The organism is Streptomyces pseudovenezuelae (assembly GCF_001513955.1).
In the GTDB taxonomy this organism is placed as follows: Bacteria; Actinomycetota; Actinomycetes; order Streptomycetales; family Streptomycetaceae; genus Streptomyces; species Streptomyces pseudovenezuelae.
Genome location: NZ_KQ948148.1, coordinates 720,186 through 736,391, shown reverse-complemented (window position 1 = coordinate 736,391; position 16,206 = coordinate 720,186). Strand labels below are relative to the sequence as shown.

The 16,206-nt window shown below is 70.2% G+C and carries 16 protein-coding genes and 1 tRNA gene; 9 read left to right on the top strand and 8 right to left on the bottom strand.

Annotation, left to right across the window (positions count from 1 at the left end):
- Positions 1-2: 2 nt before the first annotated feature.
- On the bottom strand, positions 3-941 hold the full coding sequence (locus AQI94_RS23645; protein ID WP_031042189.1) for an intradiol ring-cleavage dioxygenase: 939 nt from the start codon (positions 939-941) through the stop codon (positions 3-5).
- Positions 942-1,029: 88 nt separating this feature from the next.
- Positions 1,030-1,470 carry an ATP-binding protein gene (locus AQI94_RS23640; RefSeq protein ID WP_031042192.1) on the bottom strand — a complete coding sequence of 147 codons (441 nt, stop codon included), beginning with the start codon at positions 1,468-1,470 and terminating at the stop codon, positions 1,030-1,032.
- A 230-nt stretch (positions 1,471-1,700) separates the two neighbouring features.
- Here AQI94_RS23640 and AQI94_RS23635 point away from each other — a divergent pair, with 230 nt between their 5' ends.
- The 9 genes from AQI94_RS23635 to AQI94_RS23595 all read left to right on the top strand — a co-directional run bounded on the left by AQI94_RS23635 (position 1,701) and on the right by AQI94_RS23595 (position 11,752).
- The gene (locus AQI94_RS23635; protein ID WP_031042196.1) at positions 1,701-2,555 is read left to right on the top strand and encodes a hypothetical protein; all 855 of its coding nucleotides are present in this window, start codon (positions 1,701-1,703) and stop codon (positions 2,553-2,555) included.
- A gap of 161 nt (positions 2,556-2,716) precedes the next feature.
- Positions 2,717-3,454, top strand: coding sequence for a YcnI family copper-binding membrane protein (locus AQI94_RS23630; RefSeq protein WP_031042199.1), 738 nt, complete (start codon positions 2,717-2,719; stop codon positions 3,452-3,454).
- A gap of 81 nt (positions 3,455-3,535) precedes the next feature.
- On the top strand, positions 3,536-4,192 hold the full coding sequence (locus tag AQI94_RS23625) for an SCO family protein (protein ID WP_031042202.1): 657 nt from the start codon (positions 3,536-3,538) through the stop codon (positions 4,190-4,192).
- Positions 4,189-4,641, top strand: coding sequence for a copper chaperone PCu(A)C (locus AQI94_RS23620; protein WP_031042207.1), 453 nt, complete (start codon positions 4,189-4,191; stop codon positions 4,639-4,641). Before AQI94_RS23625 ends, AQI94_RS23620 begins: the two co-directional genes overlap by 4 nt.
- A 13-nt stretch (positions 4,642-4,654) precedes the next feature.
- Positions 4,655-6,601: a copper resistance CopC/CopD family protein gene (locus AQI94_RS23615; protein ID WP_031042222.1), complete on the top strand. Its 1,947-nt coding sequence runs from the start codon at positions 4,655-4,657 to the stop codon at positions 6,599-6,601.
- Between the two features lie 8 nt (positions 6,602-6,609).
- Positions 6,610-7,887 (top strand): iron uptake transporter deferrochelatase/peroxidase subunit, encoded by a 1,278-nt coding sequence (gene efeB / locus AQI94_RS23610; RefSeq protein ID WP_031042225.1) that lies wholly within the window; start codon positions 6,610-6,612, stop codon positions 7,885-7,887.
- 299 nt (positions 7,888-8,186) lie between these two features.
- Entirely contained in the window at positions 8,187-9,119 is a 933-nt protein-coding gene (pheA, locus tag AQI94_RS23605) for a prephenate dehydratase (RefSeq protein WP_031042227.1), read from the top strand.
- Positions 9,120-9,674: 555 nt separating this feature from the next.
- Entirely contained in the window at positions 9,675-10,952 is a 1,278-nt protein-coding gene (gene serS / locus AQI94_RS23600; protein WP_031042228.1) for a serine--tRNA ligase, read from the top strand.
- Positions 10,949-11,752 carry an HAD family hydrolase gene (locus AQI94_RS23595; RefSeq protein WP_031042229.1) on the top strand — a complete coding sequence of 268 codons (804 nt, stop codon included), beginning with the start codon at positions 10,949-10,951 and terminating at the stop codon, positions 11,750-11,752. Before serS ends, AQI94_RS23595 begins: the two co-directional genes overlap by 4 nt.
- A gap of 56 nt (positions 11,753-11,808) precedes the next feature.
- Here AQI94_RS23595 and AQI94_RS23590 read toward each other — a convergent pair.
- The 6 genes from AQI94_RS23590 to AQI94_RS23565 all read right to left on the bottom strand — a co-directional run bounded on the left by AQI94_RS23590 (position 11,809) and on the right by AQI94_RS23565 (position 15,960).
- Positions 11,809-11,896 (bottom strand) — tRNA-Ser (locus tag AQI94_RS23590).
- 267 nt (positions 11,897-12,163) lie between these two features.
- Complete coding sequence (locus AQI94_RS23585) at positions 12,164-12,418, bottom strand: SGM_3592 family protein (protein ID WP_455680399.1); 255 nt, start codon at positions 12,416-12,418, stop codon at positions 12,164-12,166.
- Positions 12,419-12,457: 39 nt separating this feature from the next.
- Positions 12,458-13,177: an ABC transporter permease subunit gene (locus tag AQI94_RS23580; RefSeq protein WP_031042230.1), complete on the bottom strand. Its 720-nt coding sequence runs from the start codon at positions 13,175-13,177 to the stop codon at positions 12,458-12,460.
- An 11-nt stretch (positions 13,178-13,188) separates the two neighbouring features.
- Positions 13,189-14,100, bottom strand: coding sequence for an ABC transporter ATP-binding protein (locus tag AQI94_RS23575; protein WP_031042231.1), 912 nt, complete (start codon positions 14,098-14,100; stop codon positions 13,189-13,191).
- Entirely contained in the window at positions 14,097-15,005 is a 909-nt protein-coding gene (locus AQI94_RS23570; protein WP_031042232.1) for a membrane protein, read from the bottom strand. The genes AQI94_RS23575 and AQI94_RS23570 overlap by 4 nt, the downstream gene beginning before the upstream one ends.
- Positions 14,995-15,960 (bottom strand): ABC transporter ATP-binding protein, encoded by a 966-nt coding sequence (locus AQI94_RS23565; protein WP_031042233.1) that lies wholly within the window; start codon positions 15,958-15,960, stop codon positions 14,995-14,997. Before AQI94_RS23565 ends, AQI94_RS23570 begins: the two co-directional genes overlap by 11 nt.
- Positions 15,961-16,206 lie beyond the last annotated feature (246 nt).

Below are 16,206 nucleotides of genomic sequence, written 5' to 3'. Positions count from 1 at the left end.
CCCTACGAGGACGCGGCGGCCGAAGCACTGGCACTTTCGGACGGAGCGTCGCTCGGCGGTGCGCCCGTCGGGCCGCCGCTCGGGGGCGTGCCGCCACCGCCGCTGCCCGCGCCCGTGTTCTCGGCGTCGGGATCGACGGCCAGGCTCAGGGAGCCCTTGTAGCCCTTGGACGGGTCAGCCTTGTGGACGGCCTTGAGGGTGAGCAGGCCGCTGGAGGCGCCGCCGCCGTCGTAGACCATGTCGTTGTCGAGGGTGGTGTAGCTGCCGGAGTGCCGGGAGTACGGCTCCAGCGCGAAGATCTCCTCGGCGACCGTGTCGTCGAAGAACAGCTGGCCCGTGTAATTGACCTTGCCGCCCTCGTAGGTGCCGTCCTCCTTCTCGCCCCCGGTGTGCACCTTCACATGGATGTGGCAGGTGCGCGGGGTGTACCAGCCCGGGAAGATCGTCTCGAACTTCACCACCCCGTTGGCGTTCGCGATCTGGTAGCCGCGCAGATAGGTGGCGTCGTTCGCGGTCGAGCCGTCCTCGCTCTCCGCGGGCGCCGAGCCGCCGGGGTTGGCGGTGGTGTAGCCGGAGTAGTAGCCCCAGGCGTCGCAGTGCCAGATCTCCACGGCCGCGCCCTTGACCGGGGTGCAGCCGTCGGTGGCGTCCACGACGGTCAGCCGCAGCGTCAGCGGGACCCCGCTCTTGCCCTCGGTGATGTCCTTCCTGACCAGGGCGCCGTCGAGGTAGTACGGACCTTCCGTGACGCTCGACAGGAGCGTCATGCACGCGTCGGTGGCGGTCGCCGAGGCGGTGGCCGTCGCCTCGGTGGTGCCGGTGGTGTCGGCGAAGGCCGACTGGTAGCCGGTGACGGCGAGCCCGCCCGCCGCGACCGTACCGCCCGTCACCGCGAGGGCGCGGCGCCGGGTGATGCTGGAGTTCCCGTGGTTTCCCGTCATGGGCAGGAAATTAGGAGCCCTGGCCGTCAGGAGCGTGGGGGGAGGCTGTGCGCAGCCTGAGGATGCCGAGAAAGCTGAAGCCCGGTCTTCACACCGCCATCAGCGGTGCGTCCTTGCGCCACTTGAGGATCTTGTCGAAGCTCACCACGGCACCCCGGCCCGGCTTGTTGCCGATCTGGACGTGGTCGGCGAGTTCCTGGATGAGACCGAGGCCGCGGCCGCTCTCCGCCTCCACGGGGGTGGGGCGGGGCCGCACGGGCGGGAAGCCCGGGCCGGAGTCGGTGACCTCGATCCGGCACTTCTCGCCGTCGAGGTAGGCGGTGACCCGGTAGGCCGCCGTGGAGTCCTGCGGCCCGCTCTCCCCGCCGTGCTCCACCGCGTTGGCGCAGGCCTCGCTGAGGGCTAGGGAGAGGTCGTAGGAGACGTCCGGGTCGACGCCCGCGGTCTCCATGGTGCCGAGCAGCAGACGCCGGGCGAGCGGAACGCTCGCAGCCTCGCGCCGCAGATGGAGTGACCACCAGATGCTCATGCTCCAGCCTCCTGGCCGCGGCTCGACATACCGTTACGTATTGCCGCGCGCGCCCCGGTGTAAGCACATCGTTGACGTGATGCCGCCCATATGGGCGATGTGTCGGCGACAACGCACGGTGTATGTGGGACAGCGCGCACCAGAAGTGACCTTCCGGGCGTACCCCTCGTACGTCATCTTGTGGACCTGCCGTATGGCGCTCATAAGCCCAGTGCGATGATGAGCCCGCCATGACTGCCCCCCACGCGCGCTCCGGAGGAGATCTCCGGGTTCTGCGGGCCGCGGTGTTCGCCGCGGTCTGCGTCGTGCTGGCCGCGGCCGGTCACTCCCTCGCCTCCTGCGCCACGGTTCCGCTGTGGACGCTCGGCGCGGGGTTCACCGGGGTCCTTCTCGTCGTGGCACCTCTCGCCGGGCGCGCGCGCTCGCTGGCGGGGATCGCGACACTGCTCGCGGTCGGACAGACCGTGCTGCATGTGCTCTTCGGGCTCGGGCAGCACGGCACGGCCGCGATGTCGTCGTCGCTGTTCTCGACGTCGTCGATGTCGTCGATGTCGTCCATGTCGATGTCGTCCGTGCCGCCGGTGTCCGACGCCACGCTGGTCCAGCAGGCCGCACGGCTGCTGTGCGGGACCACCGCCGCGGCGATCAGCCCGGCGCAGGCGCAGAAGATCCTCACCGACGCGCGGCTCTATCCCGGTACCGGCACCACCGCGATGCCCCAATCCGCGGACGCCATGAGCGCCGGCTCCGTCTGGCCGTCCCTGCCGATGATCCTCGGGCACGTCCTCGCTGCCGTCGCCGCCGGATGGCTGCTGCGGCACGGGGACCTGGCGCTGCTCCGGCTCGCCGAACTCTCCACCTGCTCGGCGCAGTCGGTCGCCGAGGGGGCACTCGTACGATCCCTGCGCGGGGCGCTCGCCCTGGTGCGTGCCCTGCGTGCGGGACTGCCGGGGGCTCCCAACACCGGGCCGCGCGCCCCGCTGGCCGTATCGCTCCTCCCGCCCCGCCCGTGTACCGCGGCACTCCAGCACACGGTGATCAGGCGCGGGCCGCCGGCCGCCGCCGAACTCGCTCTCGCCGCCTGACGCGACGCGACCACCACTCCACTTCCGAGGGACCCGCGAGGTCCTGGACGGTCCCCGACGGACCTGGAAGGACCTGGATGAGGGCCGCCGTCGTGCGGCACGCGCGTGTGCGCACGCGTACCCCTCTTCACAGCCACCCCTTTCGAAGCGGAGTGCTCTTCATGAAGGCTTCTCGTCTCGCCGCCACCGGTGCCGTCGCCGCCACCGCCGTCATCGGTCTGTCCTCACCCGCGTTCGCGCACGTCAGCGTGCAGGCCGAGGGCACCGCCGCCAAGGGCGGTTACGCGGTCGTGGACTTCAAGGTTCCCAACGAGCGCGACAACGCCTCCACCACCAGGCTCGAGGTCAACTTCCCGGCCGACCACCCGCTGGCCTCCGTCATGCCGGAGCCGATGCCGGGCTGGAAGATCGAGGTCACCAAGTCCAAGCTCGCCAAGCCGCTCACCCTGCACGGCGAGCAGATCACCGAGGCTGTCTCCAAGGTCACCTGGACCGCCACCGGCAAGGACGGCGGCATCAAGCCCGGCTACTTCGAGAAGTTCCCGGTCTCCGTCGGCGCCCTGCCCGAGGACGCCGACGAACTGGTCTTCAAGGCGATCCAGACCTACTCCAACAAGGAGGTCGTGCGCTGGATCGAGGTCCAGGAGGACGGCGCGGAGGAGCCCGAGACGCCGGCTCCCGTCCTCGCCCTGTCCGCGGCCTCCGAGGACGGACACCACGGCTCGACGGCCGCTGAGGAGGCCGACGCCAAGACCGAGAACGCCGCCGCGGCCACCGAGGCCTCCGACGGCGACAGCAGTGACACCACCGCCCGTGTCCTCGGCGTGGTCGGCATCGTCGTCGGCGCGCTGGGCGTGGCCTACGGCGTGCTCGCCGGCCGCCGGCGCAGCGACGCCTGACCTGTACGCGCGGGACGCGCGCCGGGGTCCGTACGACCCCGGCGCGCACCACCGAAAAACTTACCTCTGGGACATTTCGATATGCGCAAGAAGATGTTCGCGGCGGCCGCGCTGGTCGCCGCCGCCACCCTGACCCTCTCCGCCTGCGGCAGCGGTGACGACAGCGGCTCCCCCGTCTCCGTGGTCTCGGAGGAGTCCGGCTCGGACAAGGCGGCCACCGTCCTCGACCAGCCGTTCGAGAAGCCGGACCTGGTCCTCACCGACACCAAGGGCGGCAAGTACGACCTCCGCAAGGAGACGAAGGGCAGGCCGACGCTGATCTACTTCGGCTACACCCACTGCCCCGACATCTGCCCGCTGACGATGAACAACATCGCCGTCGCGAAGAAGCAGCTGCCCAAGTCCGAGCAGGACAAGCTGACCGTCGTCTTCGTCACCACCGACCCGGCCCGCGACACCCCGGCCGAGCTCGGCAAGTGGCTCAAGGGCATCGACACCGAGTTCGTGGGCCTGACCGGCGACTTCGCCACCATCCAGGCGAGCGCCCGCACCCTCGGCATCTCCATCGAGCCGACCCACAAGGACAAGAAGACCGGCAAGACCGTCTCGGTGCACGGCACCCAGGTCGTCGCCTTCTCCCCCAGGACCGACCAGGGATACGTCCTCTACGGCGAGGACGCCACCGTCGACGACTACACCAAGGACCTGCCCAAGCTCATCAAGGGGCAGAACCCGTGAACCGCGCGTCCACCGGGCTCGCCGTCCTGACGGGGGCGGCCCTGCTGCTGGCCGGCTGTTCGGACGGCGGCGACTCCTCGGCAGGCCTCAGCGTCTCCGGTGCCTACATCCCGCAGCCCGTCTCCGCCGACATGGCCGCCGGGTACCTGGTCATCTCCAACTCCGGCTCGTCGAAGGACGAGCTGACCTCGGTCACCAGCGACGAGGGCGAGGTCACGATGCACACGACCGACGGCGGCGCGATGGAGCAGGTCTCCCGCCTGCCCGTCCCGGCCCACGGTCAACTCGTGTTCAAAAGCGGCGCCAACCATCTGATGTTCGACAAGCTGAAGCGGACCCCGAAGGAGGGCCGGACGGTCACCGTCGAACTGCACTTCGCCACGTCCGACCCCGTCGTCGTGAAGATGCCGGTGAAGTCGGCGACCTACGTCCCCAAGACCGGACACTGAGGGAGGGACCACCTTGACGCAGACCATCGCCCCCCGCGTCCGGACCCTGGTACTGCTGCTCCTGGCCGCGTGCGGCCTGCTGCTGACCACGGCCGGGCCGGCCTCGGCGCACGCCGCGCTCACCGGCAGCGACCCCCAGCAGGGGGTGGTGGTCGACAAGGCGCCCGACCAGGTCTCGCTGACCTTCTCCGAGAAGGTCGCCCTGTCGAACGACTCGCTGCGCGTCCTCGACCCCAAGGGCAAGGCCGTCCAGCAGGGCAAGCCGTCCGAGGTCAGCGGCACGACGTACGCCGTGAAACTCCACAGCGGACTGCCCGACGGCACCTACACCGTCACCTACCAGGTCGTCTCCGCCGACAGCCATCCCGTCGCCGGTGCCTTCACCTTCTCCATCGGCGCCCCCTCGACCACCTCGGTCTCCGTCTCCGGGGAGACCGCGGGCGGCGGGTTCGTCGGCTGGCTGTACGGCTTCGGGCGGTACATGTCGTACGCCGGCTTCATCGTGCTGGTCGGCGGCGCCGCCTTCGTGCTCGGCTGCTGGCAGCGCGGCGCCGGAGTACGGCCCATGCAGCGGCTCGTCGTCGGCGGCTGGCTCACGCTCACCGCGGCCACCCTGCTGCTGCTCCTGCTGCGCGGCTCCTACACGGGCTCCGGGAAGGTCGGCGACATCTTCGACCTGGACCTGCTCGGGAACGTGCTCCAGACCAAGTCGGGTGCGGCCCTCGTCTCCCGGCTGCTGCTGCTCGCGGCGGCCGCCCTGTTCATCTCCGTGCTCTTCGGGGCCTATGACAAGCGCGAGGACGAGGAGAAGCGGGACCTCACCTTCGGGCTCGCGATCGGCGGGACCGTCGTCGCGGCCGGGCTCGCGGCGAGCTGGGCGATGGCCGAACACGCCTCGGTGGGCCTCCAGACGGGCATCGCGATGCCCGTCGACGTCCTCCACCTGCTGGCCGTGGCCGGCTGGCTCGGCGGGCTGACCGCGCTGCTCGTCGCGCTGTACCGCTCCGAGGTCCCGGTCGAGTCGGCCGCCGTACGACGGTTCTCCCAGGTCGCCTTCGGCAGCGTCGTCGCGCTGGTCGCGACCGGCGTCTACCAGTCCTGGCGGCAGCTGGGCTCCTGGTCGGCGTTCACCGGGACCCGGTACGGGCAGCTGCTGCTGGTCAAGATCGGGCTGGTGGCGCTGCTGGTCGGGATCGCGTTCATCTCGCGGCGGTGGACCGGGCAGCTCGCCGACACGGTGGTGCAGCGGGGGAAGCGGGCGCAGCAGAAGGAGCGGATGCCGGACAAGGAGCGGGTCGCCGCGAATGCTTCCGGCTCCGGAGCCGGCCCCGGCAAGTCCAAGGGGGCCGGTTCGAAGGGCGCGGGTGACTCCAAGCGGGCCGCTCAGCTCGCCCGGCAGCAGGCCGCGATGGACTCCGCGCGCCAGAAGCGGACGCGGGACGCCGATCCGAACCGGTTCGGGCTGCGCCGCTCGGTGCTCGCCGAGGCCGGTGTCGCGGTCGTGCTGCTGGCGGTCACGACCGTGCTGACGCAGACCGAGCCCGGCCGTACGGAGGAGGACGCCAAGGCGGCCACGGCGGCCTCCTCGTCCTCCTCCTCGTCCTCCTCGGCCGGGTCCGGTGCGGTGACCCTGGACATGTCCTTCGACACCGGCGGCACCGACGGCAAGGGCGTCGTGACGGTCGACTTCGACCCCGCGCGCGTGGGCGGCAACGAGATGCACGTCTACGTCCAGCGGTCCAACGGCCGGGCCTTCGACATCCCCGAAGTCAAGGTCGCCCTCACCCTGGAGGCCAAGAAGATCGGGCCGCTGGCCGTCACCCCCGACCGCATCGCCACGGGCCACTGGTCGGCGAGCAACGTACAGATCCCCATGGCGGGCGACTGGAAGGTCGCCGTGACCGTGCGGACCTCCGACATCGACCAGACGACCGTCTCCAAGAACGCGCAGATCGGCTGAACCGCACCATGGCTGAACAGTCCCTTCCCGGCGTCGCCGAAGCCGCCGCCACAGAGGAGAGTCCCGCCGCGGGGCAGGGCATCTCACGCCGTGCCCTGCTCGGCACCGCCGGCGCCACCGGGCTCGTCCTCGGCGCGGCCGGCGCGGCCGTGGGCTATGCCGCCGCACCCGCCGCGGCGACTGCGCTGACCTCGGTCGGCAGCGACGAGGTGATGTTTCACGGGAAACATCAGGCCGGCATCACCGAGGGCCTCCAGGCCCGTGGCCATCTCGTCGCCTTCGACCTCGCGGCGGGCGCCGGGCGCAAGGAGGCCGCCGCGCTGCTGCGCCGCTGGTCGCAGACGGCTCGGCGGCTGATGGCCGGCGAGGCCACCGGGGCCCACGACACGGACGTCGCCCGGGACGCCGGCCCCTCCTCACTGACGCTGACCTTCGGCTTCGGGCACAGCTTCTTCTCCCGCACCGGACTGGAGAAGCAGCGTCCGGTCGCCCTCGACCCGCTCCCCGACTTCTCCTCCGACCAGCTCGACAAGGCCCGCAGCAACGGCGATCTGTGGGTGCAGATCGGCGCCGACGACGCCCTGGTCGCCTTCCACGCCCTGCGCGCGGTCCAGAAGGACGCGGGCGGCGCGGCGAAGGTCCGCTGGCAGATGAACGGCTTCAACCGCACCCCGGGAGCCACGGCCCACCCCATGACGGCCCGCAACCTCATGGGCCAGCTGGACGGCACGCGCAATCCGAAGCCGGGCGAGTCCGACTTCGACCGGCGCGTCTTCGTCCCGGAATCCGGCACGCCCGCGTGGATGGCGAACGGCTCCTACGCGGTCGTACGTCGCATCCGGATGCTGTTGGACGACTGGGAGAAGTTGTCCCTGGGGACCCAGGAGGCCGTCATCGGGCGCCGCAAGGCGAACGGCGCGGCCCTGTCCGGGGGCACCGAGACGACCGCGATGGACCTGGAGAAGACGGACGCCCAGGGCGATCTGCTCGTCCCGGTCAACGCCCACGCCCGGATCACCCGGCCCGACCAGAACGGGGGCGCGGCCATCCTGCGCCGCCCGTTCTCGTACCACGACGGCATCGACGCGGACGGCGCTCCGGACGCGGGGCTGCTGTTCGTCTGCTGGCAGGCGGACCCGCTGCGCGGCTTCGTCCCGCTCCAGCGCAAGCTCGACCGCGGGGACGCGCTCTCCCAGTACATCCGGCACGAGTCGAGCGGCCTGTTCGCGGTGCCGGGCGGGGCGGCGGAGGGGGAGTACGTGGGGCAGCGGCTGCTGGAGGGGTGAGAGCGGGGAGTGCGGGCGGGGCGGGGTGAAGACGGGCGGGACGGCGGGGGTGCCGCTTGGGTGGCGAGGGCGGCGCCTGGGTCAGCCGGTCAGCCGGTCAGCCGGTCAGCCGGTCAGCCGGTCAGCCGGTCAGCCGGTCAGCCGGTCAGCCGGTCAGCCGGTCAGCCGGTCAGCCGGTCAGCCGGTCAGCCGGTCACGCGAACGTCCAGGGTGGTCCCTTGGTCACGCCGTTTCACTCGGCGGAGGGGCACTCCTGAGACAGGTGCGTGCCGTTTCGCAAGGGCCATTAGGGTGAGGTCATGCCAGCGAGCTATGCGTATCTGGGCCCTGAGGGGACCTTCACCGAAGTCGCGCTGCGGACCCTTCCCGAGGCGGCGACCCGGGAGCTGATCCCCTACGTCTCGGTCCAGTCCGCGCTGGACGCGGTGCGCGTGGGTGAGGCCGAGGCCGCCTTCGTGCCGATCGAGAACTCGGTCGAGGGCGGCATCACCGCCACCCTCGACGAGCTGGTCGCGGGCACCCCGCTGATGATCTACCGCGAGGTGCTGCTGTCGATCACCTTCGCGCTGCTGGTCAGGCCGGGTACCGGGCTCGCGGACATCAAGACGGTCTCCGCGCACCCGGCCGCCCAGCCGCAGGTGCGCAACTGGATGAAGAAGCACCTCCCGGACGCCCACTGGGAGTCGGCCGCCTCGAACGCGGACGCGGCCCGGCTGGTCCAGGAGGGACAGTACGACGCGGCCTTCGCCGGCGCGTTCGCCGCGGCCCGGTACGGCCTCACGGCACTGGAGACCGGGATCCATGACGCCGAGAACGCGCAGACGCGGTTCGTGCTGGTCGGCCGCCCGGCCCGGCCCGCCGCGGCGACCGGAGCCGACAAGACCTCCGTCGTGCTGTGGCAGCGCGACGACCACCCCGGCGGACTGCGCGACCTGCTCGGCGAGTTCGCCACCCGCGGTATCAACCTGATGCTGCTCCAGTCCCGGCCCACGGGCGCAGGCATCGGCAACTACTGCTTCTGCGTCGACGCCGAGGGCCACATCAGCGACCGCCGGGTGGCGGAGGCGCTGATGGGGCTGAAGCGGATCTGCCGCGAGGTGCGCTTCCTCGGTTCGTACCCGCGTGCGGACAAAGACGCCGCGGACCTGCGGGCACCGCTGGCCGGCACCTCGGACGAGGAGTTCATGGCGGCCTCGGACTGGGTGGCCCGGTGCCAGGACGGACGCTTCTGACACCGGTCCTGCCTGCGGACAACACCGGTCCTACCTGCAGATTTTAGTTATCCACAGGAGTTATCCACAGGCCTGCTTCTCGACCTGGGGACAAGTCGACAACAAAAGGCGACCCTGTCGACAAATCGGCCCTCAGGGCCCATCAGTGTCCACACGCGCGCACGTCACCCTTCGTCCACTGTTTTCCTTTAGGCAATCCTTTGGGGTGACCACTTTCCACTCGAAAGTAGGGGTAAAAGCGGGTTTGCGAGGGGAATCCTCGACGTGATCCCCAGGTTTCGGAGTGATCAATTCCGAAATCCACAGACCTCCCGCACACCCTGTGGATAACTTTTCGAGGGGTGTGGATTCCTGTGGACAACCGCACGCCAAGTCCCGCTCGCCGCAAGGGAGTCCAGTCAACCCGACTCCCCGCCCATGCTTCGTCCCGGGGACCCGGCGCCCCTTTCATTGACACGCTCCGCAATTCACCCATAGCGGTACGTAAGACACGATTCGGTACGGCTGGGAATAGTGAGTCGTGGGCCGTATCCCCGCACCGGTAGCCTTGGCCGCGTGATTGACCTTCGCCTGCTCCGTGAGGACCCCGACCGAGTGCGCGCCTCCCAGCGCGCCCGTGGAGAGGACGTCGCCCTCGTCGACGCCCTCCTGTCTGCCGACGAGCGGCGCAGGTCGTCCGGCGTCCGCTTCGACGAGCTGCGTTCCGAGCAGAAGTCGCTCGGCAAGCTCATCCCCAAGGCCACTCCGGAGGAGCGCGCCGAGCTGCTCCAGAAGGCGGAGCAGCTCAAGGCCGACGTCAAGGCCGCCGAGGCCGCTCAGCACGACGCCGACGACGAGACCAAGCGTCTCGCCCTGCAGCTCGGCAACCTCGTCCACCCCGACGTCCCCGTCGGCGGCGAGGAGGACTTCGTCGTCCTGGAGACGCACGGCACCATCCGCGACTTCGGTGCCGAGGGCTTCGAGCCCAAGGACCACCTGGAGCTCGGCGAGGCGCTGGGCGCCATCGACGTCGAGCGCGGCGCCAAGGTGTCCGGCTCGCGCTTCTACTACCTCACCGGCGTCGGCGCGCTCCTGGAGCTCGCCCTCGTCAACGCGGCGATCGCGCAGGCCACCGAGGCCGGCTTCACCCCGATGCTCACCCCCGCACTGGTCCGCCCGCGCGCCATGGAGGGCACCGGCTTCCTCGGCCAGGCCGCGGAGAACGTCTACCACCTGGAGAAGGACGACTACTACCTGGTCGGCACCTCCGAGGTCCCGCTCGCCGCGTACCACATGGACGAGATCCTGGACGCCGACAAGCTGCCGCTGCGCTACGCCGGCTTCTCGCCGTGCTTCCGCCGCGAGGCCGGCACCTACGGCAAGGACACCCGGGGCATCTTCCGCGTGCACCAGTTCGACAAGGTCGAGATGTTCTCGTACGTCGCCCCCGAGGACGCGGAGAACGAGCACAAGCGGCTCCTGGACTGGGAGAAGCAGTGGCTGACCGGTCTTGAACTGCCGTTCCAGGTCATCGACGTGGCCTCGGGCGACCTCGGCTCCTCCGCCTCCCGCAAGTACGACTGCGAGGCGTGGATCCCGACCCAGGGCAAGTACCGTGAGCTGACCTCGGCCTCCAACTGCGACGGCTTCCAGGCCCGCCGCCTGTCCGTCCGCATGCGCGACGGCAAGAAGGTCCAGCCGCTGGCCACGCTCAACGGCACGCTGTGCGCCGTACCGCGCACCATCGTGGCGATCCTGGAGAACCACCAGCTGGCCGACGGTTCGGTGCGGGTGCCCGAGGTGCTGCGTCCCTACCTGGGCGGCCGGGAGCTGCTGGAGCCGGTCGCCAAGTGAGCCGGCCCTTTCCGTACCGGCTGATCGCGACCGACCTCGACGGAACGCTCCTGCGCTCCGACGAGTCGGTCTCGCAGCGCACCCGTGACGCGCTCGCCGCGGCCACCGCGGCGGGCGCCGCCCACATCGTCGTGACCGGACGCGGCGTCCCGTGGACCCGGCACATCCTCGACGACCTCGGCTACGACGGTCTCGCGGTCTGCGGCCAGGGCGCACAGGTGTACCACGCCGGTGAACACCGTCTGCTGACGTCGGTGACGCTGGACCGGCAGCTCGCCGGAGTGGCCCTCGCGAAGATCGAGGCGGAGGTCGGCCCGCTGTACCTGGCGGCGAGCCGTGACGGCCTCGACGGCGACGTGCTGGTGGGGCCGGGGTACGCGGTGACGGGCGCCCTGCCGTCGACGCCGTTCACGGACGCGTCGGATCTGTGGGCCGCCCCGCTGAACAAGATCTACATACAGCATCCCGAGCTGTCGGACGACGAACTGGCGCAGGCCGCTCTGCGGGCCGCCGGCGGGTTCGTGTCGGTCGCGCTGTCGGGCGAGGGCATCGTCGAACTGCTCCCGCTGGGCCTGTCCAAGGCCACGGGCCTGTCCTTGGCCGCCCGCCGCCTGGGCGTGAAGGCGGTGGACACGATCGCCTTCGGCGACATGCCCAACGACATCCCGATGTTCGCCTGGGCCTCGTACGCCGTGGCCATGGCGGACGCACACGAGGAACTCAAGGCGGTGGCCGACGAGGTGACGTCCTCCAACGAGGAGGACGGAATCGCGGTGGTGCTGGAGCGCTTGCTGGGCTGACGGCCGCGCGCTGTCCGGCTGGGCCGGGAGCGCGTCGACGGGCCGGCAACGTCTTGCGGAGGATGCACGAATCGAACGTGCGCGGGCTTTCCAGGCCCGACCACGGCTTAGCAAGCCGGTGCCTTACCACTCGGCCAATCCTCCGGGTGGGCGGCCTCACGCGAGAGCGACGTCGCGTGCTCGAAGCGGCCGCCCCGGGCGGTTCCTGCGCTGGACTCCACGGTGGCGTAACTACACCGGAGTCCTCCGCGGGCCGCCCTGACGGGAGCTGGACGTACTGCCGTGCAGGGACGTCGTCCGGCTCCTCTCCCAGAACGTGGCGCCGGAGGGTCGTCCGGCGGTGTGGACACAACCACTGTGCCGGTACGACGAGTTGGGCGCCACCGATTAAATGCGGCCGTGTGTTCGAGGCTAGCGACGCCGCCACCGCCGTCGGCGCTTGCTGAAGAACCACCCGGCGGGCGGCTCGTCGGAGCGCCAGGGCTGCGGTTCGGGCTCCTCGTCACGCCAGCGCGCCGCCAGCATCCGGGCGCGGGCAGACGGCTCGGTCGTCCCCGCGGACCGTATGAAGTCCTCGTCCAGCACGAGGTCGTCCCAGTCGTCTGCCATGCCCGTTCCCTTCGACTCGCAGCCCGACGTTCCCCTTTGTCCAGTGTGACCGGACATCGGTGAAGTCCCGGTCAATAAGCGGGACGTCAGGGGCGCTTACTCCTCGCCCGCCAGCGTCAGCGACCGCAGCTTCTGTCCCGCGTACCAGGTCGCGAGGACGGTCACCACGACCAGCAGGACGGTGGCCGTCGGCAGGGAGACGTCCGAGGTGACCAGGTCCCCGCCCGCGACCTTGTGGGCGACGGCCAGCGACCACTGCTGGACGCTCAGGGTCTTCGCCCCGGCGACCAGGGAGCCGAACAGGGCCTCCCAGACCAGCGCGTAGACCAGACCGAAGACCACCGCGTGCCGGGACACCGTGCCGAGCAGCAGGAAGAGCGCCGCGTAGGCGATCGAGGAGACCAGCGCGGCCACCGTGTAGGCGACGGCGATCTGCTGGCCGTTGCCGTTGAGGATGAGGCCCGCGATCAGCGTCGGAAGGGCCGAGAACACCATCGTCACGGCGATCGCCACGATCAGCTTGGTGAAGATGATCGTCGGCCGCTTGACCGGCTTGGACAGCAGGTACACCACCGAACCGTCGTCGATCTCCGGGCCGATCGCCCCGGTGCCCGCGATGACGCCGATGATCGGCACCATGGTGGCGAGCGCGAGCCCGCCCAGCAGGTCGGACGCGGTCTGATCGTCGGCGCCGACCAGGGCGCGCACGATCACGGAGATCACGATCAACAGCAGGGGCAGGGCGCCCAGGATGAGGGCCCTGCGGCGGCCGAGCAGGGCCCGGTAGGTGAGTCGGGCGACTGTGGGGTCGTACATCTTTCGGCCTCCTACGCCGCGACGAGATACGAGAAGACGGACTCGAGGGACTCGTCGGAGGGCGAGACCGTGAGCAGTCGGATGCCGTGGTCGCGCGCGACCTTGGGCAGCAGCGTGGTGAAACGGCCGAAGTCGACGGCCTGCACGCGCAACGCGCCCTCCGCCAGGTCGACCTCGATGCCGGACGTCGACGGGTCGGCGATGAGCGCGGCCGCGAGGGCGCGGTCGTCGCTGGAACGCACCAGATAGCGGTGCGGACGGTCGGTCATCAGGCGGCGGATCCTGCGGAAGTCGCCACTGGCCGCGTGCCGGCCCGCGACGACCACCTCGATGTGCCAGGCGAGCTGCTCGACCTCCTCCAGGATGTGCGAGGAGAACAGCACGGTGCGGCCCTCGTCGCCCATGCGCCGCAGCAGGTCCATGAGCTGCATCCGCTGGCGCGGGTCCATGCCGTTGAAGGGCTCGTCGAGCAGGAGCAGCGAGGGGTCGTGGACGAGCGCGCTCGCCATCTTCACGCGCTGGCGCATGCCCTTGGAGTACGTCGAGATCTTGCGGTCCTGCGCGTACTCCATCTCGACCGTGGCCAGCGCCTTCTGGGCGGCCTTGGCGCCGAGGCCGTGCAGCTCGGCGTTGGCGACGACGAACTCGCGCCCGGTGAGGAAGTCGTACATCGCCTCGCGCTCGGGGACGATGCCGATGTGCTTGTAGATCTCCTCGTTGCGCCACACCTGCTGTCCGTCGAGGGTGACGGTGCCGGTGGAGGGGGCGAGGAAGCCGCCCATCATGTTGATGAGGGTGGACTTGCCGGCGCCGTTGGGGCCCAGGAGGCCGGTGACGCCGGGGCCGATCGTCATGGTGATGTCGTTGACGGCGACCACGTTGCCGAACCAGCGGGAGACATGGTCGATCTGGAGCGTGGTCACAGTCCCACCTTCTTGTAGCGGCGCATCAGCAGGCCGTAGCTGGCGGCGATCAGGCCGAGGACGGCCAGGACGTAGACCACGCCCTCGCCGTTCGACGGACCGACCGCTCCCGGGAACGCCGAGTTCGCGCCGAGGAACGCGGACTGCAGTCCGTCGATGAGCGTGACCGGCGAGAACAGGCCGATCCACGGGACGGCACTGGAGCTGCCCTGGGCGTCGGCGATGGCCTGGAGGGTGGAGACCGCGCCATAGGAGATGGTCATGACGGCGATCACGGCCGCGATGCCGAAGCCGCGGCGCGGAGTGACCGACGCGATGACCAGGCCGATACCGGCGAAGAGCAGCGAGAGCAGCGCCACCGAGACGAGGCCCTGGCCGAACCCCTTGGTCTGGTCGGCGAAGTCCAGCTTGGCCAGGAGCGCGCCCACATAGAGCACGATCAGCGGGGCGGCGGTCAGGATGAACATCGCCGAGGCCAGCGCCGCGTACTTGGCGCGCACGTAGTCCGCCGTCTCGATGGGCCGCGAGAAGTACAGCGGCACGGTCTTGAAGCGCAGGTCGCGCGAGACGGACTGAGGAGCCTGCGAGGCCACGTACAGGCTGATGACGGCCTGCATGATGATCGCGTACCGCGTGTAGTCGACGGGCAGGTCGTGCGCCTTCGTGGCGACCGCGACGGCCACCATGATGGCCGCGGGCACGCACATCACGACGAACAGCAGCATCGGCAGCACCTTGGACTTCACCGAACGGCCGAGGCCGTAGGCGCCGCGCAGGGACTGCGAGTACAGCGAGCGGGTGGCGTAGGAACGGCCGAGCCGGGGGCCGTCGTAGGTGCGGTAGCCGATGTTGTGGATGCGGGTCTGGTCACCCGAGGGGACGGTGACCGGGTGCTCAACTGCCATGGCCGACGGCCTCCTTCCGCTGCTCGTCCTCGTTGGTGAAGACTTCCGAGATGTGGTGCCTGCGCTGCTCCATGCGGACCAGGCCCAGGCCGAGATCGGCGACGAGGTCCCGGACGACGTCGTAGGTCTCCTCGCCCTGCGCGGTCAGCAGCAGGATGTGGCCGGCGCCCGGCAGCCCGCTCTGGGAGTCGAGGACCTCCACACCGCGCGCCTGGAGCGCCTCGCGCACCGCGCGGGTGCCGTCCGGGTGCTCGTCGGTGTCGGTGACCTCGACCGCGAGGGTCGTCGTGGTCTGGGTGAAGTCGGTGGTGGAGCTGGAGCGCAGGAGCTTGCCGCCGTCGATGACGACGACGTGGTCGCAGGTGCGCTCCAGCTCGCCCAGCAGGTGCGAGGTGACCAGGACCGAGATGCCGAAATCGGTGTAGATACGGCGGATCAGGCCCAGCATGTCGTCGCGGCCGACCGGGTCGAGGCCGTTGGTCGGCTCGTCGAGGAAGACCAGCTGGGGGTCGTGCACCAGGGCCTGCGCGAGCTTCACGCGCTGCTTCATGCCGGTCGAGTAGCCGCCGATGGGGCGGTAGCGCTCCTCGTACAGGCCGACATGGCGCAGGGTGTCCGCGGTGCGCTCACGCGCGGCGGTGGGCGGCAGGCCGGACATGCGGGCCATGTGCACGACGAACTCGGTGGCCGAGACGTCGGGCGGCAGGCAGTCGTGCTCCGGCATGTAGCCGACCCGCTCACGGATGGCGGCGCCCTTGGTCGCGACATCGAGCCCGAGCACTTCGGCACGGCCCTCGGACGCGGGGGACAGACCCAGCAGGATCTTGATCATGGTGGACTTGCCGGCTCCGTTGGCGCCGACGAGTCCGGTAACACCGGGTCCGACGTCCAAGGAGAGCCGGTCAAGCGCGGTCACCCGGGGGAACCGCTTGCTCAGGCTTTCGGTCGCGATCACAGTCACATCCCCGACAGTAGTGACGCGGACCACTCAGGTCGTCACCCCGCAGAGCTGCATCGGCATCAGACTCCAGAGGTACGGGCACCTAGGGGTCACCCTGAAGTCCAACAACGCGGCCGCCGTTTTCCCCGTCGGCGGGTTTTTCCACAGCCCGGTCCGGGCCCTATTGACGCAGCCTCCAATGACTGTCACATTCGCCAGTGTCACGTTACGGGCACGTACCGCGGTCGACGGGGACGAGGC